We start from the raw sequence: 13,700 nt of genomic DNA on the forward strand, positions 1-13,700 counted from the left end.
ATGATTCCTTTGCCACGTCCGCCCCTGTCACGCCGGCAACTGTGACTGTTGACCCTCATCGCCTGCAGTGCCCTGCCGTCCCTGGTGACCGCCCACCATTCGTTCGCGATTTTCGACCAGACCCGCACGATCACGCTCAAGGGGGTGGTCGGGCGCTTTGCCTGGACCAACCCTCACGTCGCGATTTACCTCGATACGCCCGGCCCGCCGCCCCAGCAATTCAAGATCGAGACCGGCAGTGTCAACGCCTTGAAGCGCACCGGCTGGAACGCTGACTCGATCAAGGCCGGCGAGAGTGCCGAGATCTCCTTCAAGCCGCTGAAAAACGGTGACCCAGGCGGGCTGCTGGTGGAAATCAAGATCGGTGGCGCCGTGCTCTCGGGAGGCGGCTGAGGCAAGCCCCTGCCCGCTGCATGCAGACCGGACTGACCGTGGAGACACTTCGATGAAACCGACACGCACCTTCAACCTCGCCCTGCTCTGCCTGGCGGCCGCGTTCATGAGCGTCACCGGGACGAGCGAGGCAACCCCTCAGGACAGCAAACAGGCACGCCCCGATATCAGCGGCACCTGGGAAAGAACCCCGGACGACTGGTTCGGCGAGAACCCGGACGATCCGGTACACCCGGGCGGGCCGATGGATTTGAAGGCGCCCTATGCCAGCGAATATGCCGCGCTGAAAAAGCGCCAGGCCGTAGCGAACGAGGCCGGCACGCCACTGGCCACGACCAGTGCCCGATGCCTGCCCGAAGGGATGCCAACGTTGATGGCGGCGCTCTTCCCGATCCAGATCATTCACGACGCCAAGCAAGTGATCGTGCTCGGCGAGTATCTCCAGCAGGTACGCCGGATTCTCTTGAACGAAGCGATGCCGGCACAAGACAAGCTGGACCCTACCTATCAAGGCCATTCGCGCGGCCACTGGGAAGGCAACACGCTCGTGGTGCAGACCCAGGGCGTGCGCACGGACGTGAGTTTCTACGATGTGCCGCACAGCGCTGCGATGAAGATCACCGAACGCCTGCGGCTTCGAGGCCCCGACCACCTGGAAAACCAGGTGGTGATCGACGACCCGCAGGTGCTCAACACGCCGTATCGCTTCACGTTCGACTACAAGCGCTCCGACTACGCCATTCAAGAATACGTTTGCGAGAACAACCAGATCGTGATCGACAGCGAGGGCAAGGCAACCCTCAGTCGCGAATGAACTGCCACCCCCTTGGAGATGACCGGATGAAACGGCTGATAACCGTCAGCGGGTTGCTGTCGCTGATCCTTACGTCGAACACGTTCGCCCAGGTGCCAGCCATGCCCACGGCGCTCGCGGTGCCTACTTCAGGCCAGGCACCGCTGTCGTCGGCCAGGCGCCCGGGCACCGAGTACAGCGACCTGGACGCCTACGGCTATGTCGAGGAGGAGTTTTACCTGCAAGGCGTCGCCCCGGCCATCACCGCCTCGGGCCACCCCCTGTTGGAGGCGCCTTACACCACGCGCATTCTGGTGCGCAAACCGGCGGCCCCCGCGCGCTTCAATGGCACGGTCGTGATCGAGCCGTTCAGTTGGTTCGGCGAGCGCGGCGCGGGCTGGATCCTGACCCGTGACTATTTGCTACGGCGCGGCTACGCGTATGTCGGGTACACGCTGAATGTGAATACGCCGCCGGTCGATCCCAAGTTCATCGCCGACACCCCGGCCGCGCAGGCCGAACAGATCGCACAGTATGGCCGGATCGTGAACTTCGAGTTTATGCGCCGCTTCGACTATGCGCGTTATGCGCCGCTGGGCACCTATTACGATCCACAACGTTTCACCCGCGGCGACGGGCCTGATCCGTTCCTGCCACAGTCCCAGGGCATCGGCGCGCAACTGGCCTTGCTGCTGAAAAGCAACACGGCGCAAGGCCCGTTGGCCGGCCTCGCTGTACAACGGGTCTATGTCAATAGCTGGGCCGTGACTGCGCAAGTCTGGATGGACTACCTCGACCAGGGGCGGCACCAGCAATGGCGCATGCCCGACCAGACGCCGCTGATCGACGCCTACATGACCGGCCGCATGGCCTACGGCGAGGTGGGTGGCGACGTGATCCGGCTGCCGCGCAAAATGCCCGATGGCGTGCCGTTCGTGACCGTCTACAGCCAGTCCGAACTGATGCATGACGTGATCGAGGGCATCAACCTGCCCCCGGACACCGACACCCCACAAGTGCGCTACTACGAAGTGACCGGCATGCCGCACCTACGCCTGGCCGACCTCGGCACCGAGCACAGCGAACGGCTCCCCGCCGACCTCGACAAGGGCAACGACCCACGGTGCCAGACCTTGTATGACGAACCGGCGGAACTGGTCGTCTCGGCGCTGCTCGATGGCATGGACCGCTGGGTGCGCGAGGGCAAGCCCATGCCGAGGGCTCCCCGGGTCGCCCGCGAAGGCAAGGCCGCCGCGCGCGACCCGGCAACCGGCAACCTGCAAGGCGGTGTACGCCCGCCGTGGGTCCAGGTCCCTAGCGCGACCTACCTCACCGAGCAGGAAACCGGCTGCGGCCTGATCTATGACACCAAGGTGGCTTACCCGAAAGACGTGCTGGGCCAGCGCTATGGAAGCTTCAGCCACTACCGACAGCAATTTGAAAGCGCCAAGGCCGTTTCAGTCCAGGAAGGCTTCCTCCTGCCGGAAGATGCGGCGGGCCTGCGTCCGATCGCAACACCTCAAGACTTCTAACCCCACGTCGAGGAACAACCGATGTCATCAGAGCTCGTCATTGCCTGGATCTACGCCTCCCCCTTGAGCACAGGCATCAGGGACATGCTGTGGGTCGTGCCCACCGTCCAGAGCATTCATATCCTGGCCATCGCCGTGATCTTCGGCTCTGCGGTGCTCTGCGACCTGCGCCTGGCAGGCGTGTTCGCCACCGACCAGCCCCTGGGCGCTGTGGTGCGTCGTTACGACCCGTGGATGCGCCATGCGCTGCTCGTGCTGCTCTTGACGGGGCTGATCATGACCCTCGGCGAGCCTGATCGCGTCCTCGTGAACACAACGTTCTGGCTGAAGATGGCCCTGGTCGTGAGTGCGTTCACCTTGACCTGGTGGCTACACCGCTCCCTGCTGCGCCCGGCTGACGCGGCCCAACGCACTGGCGCGCCCCGGCTTGGCAAGGCACTGGCCTGGCTGTCAATCGCCTTGTGGTGCGTGGTGATCATCTGCGGTCGCTGGATCGCCTACACGCTCTAAGCGTTTTCAATCATAGCTCTCAGGTACTCGCCATGGATATTCAACCCTTGCTGCAAACCCTCCAGGACACCGGGACCGCGACGTTCATCCGCGAGTCAGGCTCGGCCTTTCCCGCCCTGGAATCGGTGCATGTGATCGGCATCGCTCTTGTTTTCGGCACCATCGGCGTCGTGGATCTGCGCCTGCTGGGCGTGGCCGCCCATCGCCGCAGTGCACTACGGCTGATCCAGGAACTGCTGCCGTACACCTGGGTGGCCTTCGCCGCCTGCGTGATCACCGGCCTGCTCATGTTTAGCGCCAACGCCACCACCTATGCGCAGAACAGCGTGTTCTGGTGGAAGATGGGCCTGCTGCTGCTGGCGGGCCTCAACATGGGGGTCTTTCACCTCGGGGCATTTCGCCGGATCAACGACTGGGACACCACATTGCCGCCGCCCGGCCCGGCGCGTGCCGCCGGGTTCAGCTCGCTGGCCTTGTGGGCCGGGGTGATCTGCCTGGGTCGCTGGATAGCGTTTTCCTGATGGCCCGCCTTGTGCACCCGGCCTCCGGCCGATGGGAGTCGCTGGCCCTGCTGTTGGCGACGCTGGCCGTCATCGCCAGCGTGGCCGGCTATGTGCTGCTGCGCCCGCAGAAAGTCGGCCCGCCTACGCCCTTGAGCTGGCAGGTACGTTCCTTCGATGGTTTGAGCGCGGTCGACCAGGCTATCCACAGCGCGCTGTTACCGGCCGGAGAAGAAATCATCTGGTCCAACAACGATACCGGTGGCTGGATCACCCTGGAGCATGCCCAGAAGATTTTGCTGCCGCCCTTCTACCGCGATGCCTTCTGGAAGGCCAACGGCGAGGTGCACTGGCAATTGATTCTGCCCGGCACCCACCGCCCCCACGGGCTTGCCGCCGACGCACTCACACCGGCCGCCAGCGACGTGTCCCGGGCCACCCAGGGCCAGGGGGCGACGGTCTACTACGGCTCAGGGGGCCGCGCCCCCGGCCAGAGCGCCTACCTGCTCGTCATCGGCCACGCCCATGCCGGTGTGATGTGGGCCAACCAGGCAACGATCTGGGTCCACCGCGACCCGAACGCCCCCTACCCCGGCATCGTCAAGCCCGAATCCCTGGTCGGCAGCGGCTGGCGCCAAGTCATCCCCTACGACGGTGCCAGTGAAGTCGAACGCGTAAAAGGAACCCAGCCATGAACCTGTCCAAAAAGTACCCTGCCCTGTGGCGCCATTACCTGGCGCTGCTGGTACTGCTACCTGCCATCGCGTTTGCCGGCACCGGCCCTTCCCCGGGCACCCCCCTGAAAATCGGCGTCACACTGCACCCTTACTACAGCTTCGTGGCAAACATCGTCGGCGATCGGGCACAGGTCGTTGCGCTGATCCCGGCACAGGCCAACCCGCACAACTACCAACCGCAGCCGGATGACATCACCCGTGCGATGACTCTCGATGCGCTGGTCGTCAACGGCATCGGGCACGATGAGTGGGCCTCGCAGATCATCAAGGCCGCCGGCCGCGGGGCAACATTGCCGATTATCCAGGCCAATGCCTCGGTGGCCCTGATTCCCATCGGTGGCGACCAGGGAGGCGCCAAGGTGGTCAACCCGCACACCTTTGTTTCCACCACGGCAGCGATCCAACAGGTGTTCGAGATCGCTCGCCGGCTGGGGGAACTGGACCCGGACAACGCCAGCGCGTATCGACACAACGCCCTGGCATACGCCGCACGGATCCGCGCACTACGGGCACGCTTCATGACGCGCTTCGCCGCACTCGACCTGGCGTCGTTCCGCTGCGCGACAACCCATGCCGGCTACGACTACCTGATGCAGGAGTTCGGCCTGTTCGTCAGTGCCGTGATCGAGCCGCGCCATGGCGTCGCCCCGACAGCACGCCAGCTGGCCAACACCATCGAGGCGATCAAGCAGGCCGATGTGCGCGTGCTGTTTGCCGAGAAACACTTTTCCATTGACCTGGCCAAGCCTATCGAGGCCGCCACCGGGGTGAAGGTTTTCGCGCTGTCTCACATCACCGGCAGTGCCTACAGCGCGGACGAGTTCGAGGTGGCCATGGGTGAAAACCTCGAGACCCTGGCGGCGGCCGTTGAATACATGCAGCGATGAAGGAGGATCAAGCCATGCGCGGACCCGCGATAGTGTTCGATAACGTCTCATTGCAACTGGGAGGCACCCAGGTGCTGGACAAGGTGAGCTTGCGCGTGGAGGCCGGCACGCTCCATTGCCTGGTGGGCCCCAACGGCGGCGGCAAAACCTCACTCGTGCGTGTCTTGCTGGGACAAATGCCCCATGCCGGGGAGGTGCGCCTGGAGGGTGCGCTCACAGCGCCGCTGGGGTATGTCCCGCAATTGCCGGACCTGGACCGCAATGTGCCGATGACAGTCAACGATCTGATGGCCTTGCTGGGCCAACGCCGGCCCGCCTTCCTGGGCGCCAGCCGCGCCGCCAAGGCGGCCAATGCCCAGGCCCTGGCACGTACCGGCATGGCCGCCATGGGCGCCAAACCCTTTGGCAGCCTGTCGGGTGGCCAACGCCAGCGCGTGCTGCTGGCCCAGGCAATCAGCCCGGCGCCCTGGCTGTTGATTCTCGATGAGCCGACCGCCGGGATCGACGAGGCAGGTGTACGCCTGGTGGAGACGCTGGTGGGCGAGCTGCTGGGCCGTGGCGTCACCATTCTGTGGATCAACCATGACCTCGAACAGGTCAGGCGTCTCGCGCAGTCCGTGACCGTTATCAACCAACGGGTGCTGTTTCATGGTCCCGCCGATCAGATCGACCGCTGGCTGGAGGTGATTCGATGAGTGCCTTGTATGACTTCATTCGCGACCGGCTCCAGGCCCTTGCCGCGAGTCACCTCTTGCCGCAACCCTTTGAATACGAGTTTGTGATCAATGCACTGATGTGTGCCGTTCTGATCGGGCCGTTGCTGGGTGTGCTGGGTTCGATGGTGATGATCAAGCGGATGGCGTTCTTCAGCCAGTCCGTGGGCAATGCGGCGATGACCGGCGTGGCCATTGGCGTGTTGATCGGCGAATCCTACACCTCACCGTACTTTTCAATGTTCGGTTTCTGCCTGCTGTTCGCACTGACGCTCAAGTACACGCAGCACCGCACCACACTGGCCAACGACACACTGATCGGCGTGTTCCTCTCCATTTCCCTGGCGGTCGGCGCCTCGTTGCTGCTGTTCGTCTCGGCGAAGATCAATACCCATGTGATGGAAAGCGTGCTGTTCGGCTCCATCCTGGCCGTCGACCACCGCGACATGAACGTACTGCTTGGCATAACGGTGGTGTGCACACTTATCGGGCTGCCCCTGTACAACGGGATGTTGCTATCCAGCCTCAACCCGAGCCTGGCCCATGCGCGTGGCGTAAAGGTGCGCAGCGTCGAATACCTGTTCGTGGTGTTGGTCACACTGGTGACCGTCGCCTGCCTGAAGATCATCGGTGCCGTGCTGGTCGAGGCCTTGCTGCTGATACCGGCAGCGGCAGCCCGCAATATCAGCCACTCCCTGCCGGGACTGGTCACCCGCGCCGTCCTGATCGCGACGTTCTCCTGTGTCGTCGGGATCCTGGCCCCGATGCAGTTCCAGATTCCCGTACCGACGGGCGGTGCCATTGTGATCGCCGCGGCATTGGTCTTCGTGGTCACCACCGTGATCCGCGCCACCGCGTCCCGGTTCAGGGGGGCCAGCGTATGACCCGGCCCACTGTTCTGCGCCGCCTCTGGCCGGCGTTGCTGGTACTGCTGCTGGGCGGCCCGTCATCGGCCTTGGCGCAAGCCGAACGCCAGCCAGTGCTTGTTGCCCTGCCGGCGCTCTTTGCGCTCACTGCGGCACTCGGCGATGGCACGCGCCTCGAGGTGGTACGGCTTCCGCCAGAGGCTGGCGTGCCCATGGAAAGCCAGGCCAGCGCGCTGTCACGCCTGGAACCGGCGCTGTTCCAGCAGGCCGTCGCCGTGGTCACCCTGAGCAGCCTGTGGCGCGCTGACCCCCTGTATGCCACGGCCCGGCGCCACAACCTGCGGATCGTCGAGATCGATGCCTCACGCTCATGGGACAGCCTCAAGCCCAGCGTGGCCGTGACCCGCGTGCCCTCCAGCGATGTGCCCTGGGCTGGCGTTCGTGATGGCGCTGGCGCCCCGTCGCCGTATGCCTGGCTTGGGCCTGTCAATGCCATGCGCATGTCGGCGCTGATTGCCGCCGACCTGGCACGTTTATCCCCCGCCGATGCGCCGCAGATAGAACGCAACCTTGCCGCACTGGACGGCCGATTGCGCCGGTTGAAGGCCGACTACGGTGCGCGCCTGCTGGAGGTACCGGATCTGCGTGTGCTGTCGCTGGCCAACGAGTTGGTCTATCTGTTTGGCGAGTTTGGCGTGTATGTCGACGGTTGGTTCGTCCGCCAGGATATCGACTGGAGTGACGCCGACCGCGCCGCCCTGACCCGCTACCTGCGCGAGCGGGAGATCCGCGTGGTGGTCCACAAGTGGGCACCTGACCCCAGGATTGCACAGGCCATCGAGGCCGGTGGCGCACGCTTGCTGATACTGGATACCGGCAACCCGGGCCTGCTCGCCAACACGGCCAACCGCTACGAAACCCTGCTCAGTGCCAACCTGGATGCCTTGCTGGCGGCCTTTGCGCCGGCTGGCAACCCTGCGGCTGCCATTCAAGCCTCGGCACCGCAGTGATCAACCTCGACTGTGGAGACTCAAACCTTATGAAACCCCGATATTTGGCCCAACCGATGTTCATGACCGCTGCACTGTTGTGCTGTCAGGCAGCCTTGGCCCATGCCCCCGTGTTCGACTGCTATATCGAGCACGATGACTGGGTGAAGTGCGAGGCGGGCTATACCGATGGCAGTTCCGCCGAGGGTCGAAAAATCCAGGTCCAGGACGCAAGCAACAAGCTGTTGCTCGACGCCCGTGTCGATCAGGACAACAGCTACAGGTTCCAGGCGCCCGCCGGCAGCTATCGTGTGGTGTTCCTCGGTGGAGACGGCCATGACACCACAATCCAGTCCTCCGATATTTCAAGGTGACATCGACCATGGCGATCACACCACGACTGCTGCAAGCCCTCGCTGCCGTGACCTTCGGGTGCGTGAGCTGCGCCGCCCAGGCCCACTTCCAGATGCTCTATGTCAAGGAAACGGCGCTGTCGCGTGCAGATGACCTGGAGTTTGCAATCGTGTTCACTCACCCGTTCTCCGCCGGGCCGACCATGGCCATGGGGCAACCCCGCGCCTTCAGCCATATCGGCTCCCACAGCGGCGAGCAAACCGACCTGCGCCACTACCTGCGACCTGTCCAGTGGCAGAGTCGCGGCAACCAGGCGAGCGCCTACCGTGCGTCGATTCCACGGGCGTTGGTGCGCTCACTGGGCGACCATGTGTTTGTACTCGAACCCGAGCCCTACCTGGAAACCGAGGAAGACGTCTATATCCAGCAGTTCACCAAACTGATCGTGAACGTGGGCGGCGTACCCGGCAATTGGTCAGAGCCGCAGGGCTTGCCGGTGGAAATCCAGGCCCTCAACAAGCCCTATGCCAACTGGACCGGGGGCGTGTTCCGCGCCGTGGTGTTGGCCGACGGCAAGCCCGTGCCGTTCGCCGAGGTCGAAGTCGAATACCTCAACCACTCCGTCGATATCGCCAACAACGTCTTCGGCCAGCACGACTATGTCACGGCTCCCCAACCGGCCTTCAAGTCTCTGAGTACGTATGCGGATGCCCAGGGGATCGTGAGCATCGGCCTGCCCCGCGCCGGCTGGTGGGGCATTGCAGCGCTCAACATTGGGGCGACGAAAACCCATAAAGGCAAACCCCTGTCCCAGGACGCGGTGCTGTGGGTGCAGGCCAGGGATATGAAATGAGTCGACTCCCTACCGCTGTCGCGGATGGAGTGATGAGTTGGGAACAGGTTTTCGGCAACGCTTGCAAACTGGCTGGCGACGCGGCCGGCGTGGCGTGGATGGCAGCCGGTCACTGGGCGCCACCTTCTTTTGCAAAAGAAGGTGGCGCCGTTAACACCGGTGTGTTTCTCAGACCAGGCTGAGCATATCCGCGCTCAGATTCGCCGGGTTGAAGCCCACCAGTGTGACACTGGCGTCTCCGGCCTGGATCAGCGTGTCATTGCCTTGCTGGCTGGCGGCACTGATCACCGCATCGGTAGAGGCGAAGAGCGACTTGGAAAACACCAGCACATCCAGCCCGTTCTGGTGAATGTTGAAGTCGCTGATCCGATCCTGGCCAAAGCCTGCCTGGTCGAAGACAAACACGTCACTGCCGACGCCGCCACTGAGCAGATCGTTGCCCTGGCCGCCCACCAGGATATCGTTGCCGGCGGCGCCATAAAGCTGGTCATTGCCGCTACCGCCCAACAAGGTGTCGTTGCCCGCGCCACCGTGCAACAGGTCATTGCCACCGCCGCCACTCAGTGTGTCGTTACCGGCCTGGCCAAACATCAGGTCACGGCCGCTGGTGCCATTGAGGTTGTCAGCCAGCGTGGTGCCTTCAATGGCTTTGTTGTACGACTTGTCCTGGCCAAACCAGCCTTCGTAATCCAGCTTGCCGCTGGTGATGGTGTAGGCCGGGGTCAACGCCTGGCCGATGCTGCTGAGAAAATTGCCGATCAAGGGCAATTGGCTGGCATTGGTGGCCAGGGCCGTTTCAAACTCTACGTGCTCGACGCCGCGCAGTTCCTTGAGCCCGTATTGGCCGCTCGTATCGTTGAGGAACACGGTACCGTCACTCAGATTGACCGCTTCATAGTTCGCCGCGGCGCCTTTGAGGAACACCTTATCGTTGCCCGCACCGCCGGCCACGGTATCGGTGCCGGTGCTGAGCCGGAAGCTGTCGTCGCCGGCAAAGCCATCGAGGAAGTCATCGTGGCGACCGTCTTGCAGCTTATCGGCGCTGGACGTCCCGAGCAGGAACGCCGGGGTGCCATAGTGGTTGGAGGTCGCCGTCGGTTTGTCGCTGACCCAGGTGAAGCTGCGGCTGATCGGGTCGAGGTTGCTGATGATGATGGTGCTGTCACGCTCGATGTAGTCGTAGAACGTCGACTGGCTGATGGTCTGGATGGGGTTGATGAAAATGCCTTCGAGGTGGGCAGCCCAGCCTGTCAGGTTGGCAATGGAGAACGGACCATTGGGCCAGGTAGGCAAAGCGTAGATCGTGTCGAAGAGCACAATGTTGTCGGTGGTCGAGGTGTAGTTGATATCGCTGCCGGTCAGGGCGTCGATGGCGGCGCTGCCCAGGTTGGTTTCTTCGCCGATCAGCCGGTGCACCACATCGTTTTCAAAGCCAAAGTTGAAGATGCCACTGTCGTTGCCGACCTTGGGCGACTCCATGCCGAAATAGTCCGAGTCTTTGAAAAAGCCATCTGCCAGAGTGTCCTTGGCCAGGAACATGCTGTTGGTCACCGAGCCTCCCTGGCTGTAGCCGGTAACCAGTACGTCTTTGCCGCTGAGGTTTTTGCCGATGGCGTAATCCTTGACGGCATCCAACAGGTAATCGAAACCGTTGATATAAGAGTTGTCGATCATGGCTGGCCAGCCTGCCAGATCGATCAGCGAGTTGGTACCGGCAGAGGCAAAAGCCATTTTGGTCAACTGGCCACTACTGTCGTACTGCCCGAACACCCGGGCCTGGGCACCGAGGACATCCCCGCCGGTGAAGCTCCCCGTAAGGTCCAGATGGCTTTTATCGACATTCAGCTCGCTGGCATTAATCTCACGCCAACCCTGGGGAAGAGTGAAGGTGTTGCCCTCGCCAAGGACCGCCCCGGGTATGTTGTAAAGCACCCCGACGGTGGCAACACCACTGGCGTAGGTGGCCAGGTTCCAGGCATCAGAAATGAGCGTACGGGCGTCTTGCCCTTTGTAATCAAATATCGCCATGATTCATTTTTCCTGTAAGTTGAATTTCAAGAAAAAACAAGCAGTTGGAAATACAGCATTTTATTACTACGATCAAAACTTCTGAGCCTGGACTTAAATCTCTAATAGATCTGGTGTTCCGAGCCCGCGCCAACCCTACAGGGTTGTTTTATCGGCAGGGCCTGGAAATTGAACATTGGCAGATTTGCCTTATATATAGGCAAATATGTTCTTTTGTCGCTTATTACCCCATCAACGTTACCGCCCCTCAGAAAATACTGATCGGGTAATCAACAAAAATGCGCAGTTCGTTACCCCCTACATTGTAATTGCTCGCTTTATTGGAGACGTTCAAGTGCGAACTGCGAACCTTGAAACTCAGGTCCTTGGCCTTGCCACTTTGCACCACATACTGCAATTGATTGAACAGCTCAGTCTCCCGGCCGTCACCGGTGCTCTGCGTCTTGATGTTGTCACCCCGTACATAGGCCACCCGATAACTCAGCCCGGGTACCCCGCTGGCGCCAAAATCATAGGCATAGCTCAACTGCCAGGAACGCTCATCTTCGGCATTGAAGTCAGACCAGTAGGAGTTCGCCACATAAATCGTGCCATTGCTGTCTCCCACCCCACCGGCATTTTGATAGCGACCGTAAATGTATCCGGTGTCCCCGGTATTGCGTTGGTGGGCAAGCATGAACGCATGAGGCCCCGTCTTATAGGTGGCGGCCAGGCTCCAGATCACATTGTCCCGACCTGCCCCGGCCGCGAAGTCTTTGTCCAGGCGGGTTTTATAGGCATTGAAGTCAACGGTCAGGGAACGCTCTTTCTCAAGCGGCATTTCATACAGCAGATTGGCATATTGGCGCTTCAAGACCTGTTGGATATCTGAAGCGTACAGCGCTGCACTCAGGCGATTGTTGAAACGATAGCGCACCCCGTACACATCGATCCTGTCCAGCCCGCCACTGTCGCGCCCCTCGGCGCTTTTCCTGGACTGCGCCGTAAAACGGCCGAGATTGACTTCCAGCCCTTCAAGCTCTCTGGAGGTGATCAGGGTGCCGGTGTAGGCATCCGGTAACAGGCGGGCACTGTCATGCCGCAAGACCGGCAACACCGGCATCTGGTCACCATATTCAACGACGGTTTTGGAGAGACGCAGCTTGATTGACGCGCCAGCCTTGGCAATGTCATCGGCAGGCGCCCCACTGTCGCCCTGTTTGAAAAAATCGATACCGCCAGCACCGCTGCGACCCTTGCCGCCATCCAGGCGAACAGCGTAGTCAGCAAAGCTGTTGACGCCAAACCCGATGAACCCTTCAGTAAATCCAGAGGTGAACCTGGCGCTTATCGCCTGCCCCCATTCGGCCTTGTCTTGATTGCCGTCTTTGTAATCGCGGCTGATATACGCGTTCCTTAATAAAACATTCAGGCTGCTGTCTTGAATAAACCCATTGGCGGGCAATGGTTCATCGGCTTGTGCCTGCATGGACGCAGCGGCCACAACGATCAGGACATATACTTTTTTATTATTCATATTCATACACCCGAGCAAAGTCGTGGGCATATCCGCAAGGACACACCCAAGTCATCATTTAAGTTAAGTAGGAGCTACAACAAGAACACGCCAGTCAAACAGCCCTTGCGCTTATTGACTGTTCACCACGGGATTGCGCAACAGGCCAATACCCTCTACCCAGGCCTCAATAACATCCCCGGGCACCATCCACTCTTGCGGCGTGCGCCCGGCTCCCACACCCGAGGGGGTGCCTGTGGCAATGATGTCGCCCGGCTCCAGGGTAATTGCACTAGCAATGTCGGCAATCAACGCGGGAATTCTGAACAACATATGGCGTGTATTGGACTCTTGCTTGAGTTCTCCATTTTTCTTGAGCGTCAGCGCCAGGTTGTGGGGGTCCTTGATTTCATCGGCGGTTACCAGGCAAGGTCCCATGGGGCAATAAGTGTCTTGCCCCTTCGAGAAGATCCACTGCCCGGCCCGGCGATTGTCCCGCGCGCTGATGTCGTTGATCACCGTATAACCGAACACGTAATCCATGGCCTGCGATTCGGCAATGCCTTTGGCCTGGCGCCCGATCACCACCGCAAGTTCCACTTCCCAATCCAGTTGCTGGGTGAGTTGGGCGTTGTGTTCGATCCCATCGCCGGGCCCGATCACACTGGTTGGCGGCTTACTGAACACCACCGGTTGTGACGGCAGTTGCGCCGCCGTGTCCAGGCTGCGACTGGATTCGGCGACGTGTTCACGGTAATTAAGACCAATGCCAAAGATGTTCTTGCGCGGTTGTGGAATGGGCGCCAGCAGGTGCACATTGTCCCGCCAGGTCGAGGTGCCTGGCGGCCATTGGTCGGCGTACGGGTCACATAACCGGCCCAGTAACGCCAGTGCATCGGGGCCGGCATCGATCAGGCCCAGCATGGAGTCCGGCAGTGTCTGGCCGGCACTGGCGGCCAGGCGCGCCACATCAACCACACGCTCACCGAGCCATACGCCAAGACGGGCCGCATCGGTGCGAGCACGGTTCTGGTAGGTTACCAAACGCAT

The 13,700-nt window shown here is 61.6% G+C and carries 15 protein-coding genes; 12 read left to right on the forward strand and 3 right to left on the reverse strand.

What is annotated here, in order from left to right; all coding sequences use genetic code 11:
• Positions 1-48: 48 nt before the first annotated feature.
• From AO268_RS20220 to AO268_RS20275, 12 genes are read left to right on the forward strand one after another with little or no spacing between them, the layout of a single operon-like run.
• A complete protein-coding gene (locus tag AO268_RS20220; RefSeq protein WP_257154419.1) occupies positions 49-393 on the forward strand; it encodes a DUF6152 family protein in 345 nt (114 codons plus the stop codon).
• A gap of 52 nt (positions 394-445) precedes the next feature.
• Positions 446-1,207, forward strand: coding sequence for a hypothetical protein (locus AO268_RS20225; RefSeq protein ID WP_099169615.1), 762 nt, complete (start codon positions 446-448; stop codon positions 1,205-1,207).
• Positions 1,208-1,233: 26 nt separating this feature from the next.
• Positions 1,234-2,718 (forward strand): alpha/beta hydrolase domain-containing protein, encoded by a 1,485-nt coding sequence (locus tag AO268_RS20230; protein WP_099169616.1) that lies wholly within the window; start codon positions 1,234-1,236, stop codon positions 2,716-2,718.
• Between the two features lie 21 nt (positions 2,719-2,739).
• On the forward strand, positions 2,740-3,228 hold the full coding sequence (locus tag AO268_RS20235; protein ID WP_099169617.1) for a DUF6644 family protein: 489 nt from the start codon (positions 2,740-2,742) through the stop codon (positions 3,226-3,228).
• Between the two features lie 32 nt (positions 3,229-3,260).
• Positions 3,261-3,749 (forward strand): DUF6644 family protein, encoded by a 489-nt coding sequence (locus tag AO268_RS20240; RefSeq protein WP_099169618.1) that lies wholly within the window; start codon positions 3,261-3,263, stop codon positions 3,747-3,749.
• Entirely contained in the window at positions 3,749-4,423 is a 675-nt protein-coding gene (locus tag AO268_RS20245) for a DUF6162 family protein (RefSeq protein ID WP_099169619.1), read from the forward strand. The genes AO268_RS20240 and AO268_RS20245 overlap by 1 nt, the downstream gene beginning before the upstream one ends.
• A complete protein-coding gene (locus AO268_RS20250; protein WP_099169620.1) occupies positions 4,420-5,352 on the forward strand; it encodes a metal ABC transporter solute-binding protein, Zn/Mn family in 933 nt (310 codons plus the stop codon). The genes AO268_RS20245 and AO268_RS20250 overlap by 4 nt, the downstream gene beginning before the upstream one ends.
• Positions 5,353-5,366: 14 nt before the next feature.
• On the forward strand, positions 5,367-6,047 hold the full coding sequence (locus tag AO268_RS20255) for a metal ABC transporter ATP-binding protein (RefSeq protein WP_099169621.1): 681 nt from the start codon (positions 5,367-5,369) through the stop codon (positions 6,045-6,047).
• Positions 6,044-6,949: a metal ABC transporter permease gene (locus tag AO268_RS20260; RefSeq protein ID WP_099169622.1), complete on the forward strand. Its 906-nt coding sequence runs from the start codon at positions 6,044-6,046 to the stop codon at positions 6,947-6,949. The genes AO268_RS20255 and AO268_RS20260 overlap by 4 nt, the downstream gene beginning before the upstream one ends.
• On the forward strand, positions 6,946-7,941 hold the full coding sequence (locus AO268_RS20265) for a metal ABC transporter solute-binding protein, Zn/Mn family (protein WP_257154420.1): 996 nt from the start codon (positions 6,946-6,948) through the stop codon (positions 7,939-7,941). Before AO268_RS20260 ends, AO268_RS20265 begins: the two co-directional genes overlap by 4 nt.
• Positions 7,942-7,970: 29 nt before the next feature.
• Complete coding sequence (locus AO268_RS20270) at positions 7,971-8,294, forward strand: hypothetical protein (RefSeq protein ID WP_232243806.1); 324 nt, start codon at positions 7,971-7,973, stop codon at positions 8,292-8,294.
• An 8-nt stretch (positions 8,295-8,302) separates the two neighbouring features.
• Entirely contained in the window at positions 8,303-9,127 is an 825-nt protein-coding gene (locus tag AO268_RS20275; protein WP_099169623.1) for a DUF4198 domain-containing protein, read from the forward strand.
• Positions 9,128-9,295: 168 nt separating this feature from the next.
• On the opposite strand, the gene AO268_RS20280 is transcribed toward AO268_RS20275, so the two are convergent.
• The 3 genes from AO268_RS20280 to AO268_RS20290 all read right to left on the reverse strand — a co-directional run bounded on the left by AO268_RS20280 (position 9,296) and on the right by AO268_RS20290 (position 13,700).
• A complete protein-coding gene (locus AO268_RS20280; RefSeq protein ID WP_099169624.1) occupies positions 9,296-11,155 on the reverse strand; it encodes a calcium-binding protein in 1,860 nt (619 codons plus the stop codon).
• A gap of 247 nt (positions 11,156-11,402) precedes the next feature.
• Positions 11,403-12,671, reverse strand: a complete 1,269-nt coding sequence (locus AO268_RS20285) for an OprD family outer membrane porin (RefSeq protein WP_099169625.1) — start codon at positions 12,669-12,671, stop codon at positions 11,403-11,405.
• A 111-nt stretch (positions 12,672-12,782) separates the two neighbouring features.
• Positions 12,783-13,700, reverse strand: a complete 918-nt coding sequence (locus AO268_RS20290; protein WP_099169626.1) for a fumarylacetoacetate hydrolase family protein — start codon at positions 13,698-13,700, stop codon at positions 12,783-12,785.

Origin of the sequence: Pseudomonas sp. ICMP 8385 (assembly GCF_002699915.1) — a bacterium.
Taxonomy (GTDB): domain Bacteria; phylum Pseudomonadota; class Gammaproteobacteria; order Pseudomonadales; family Pseudomonadaceae; genus Aquipseudomonas; species Aquipseudomonas gessardii.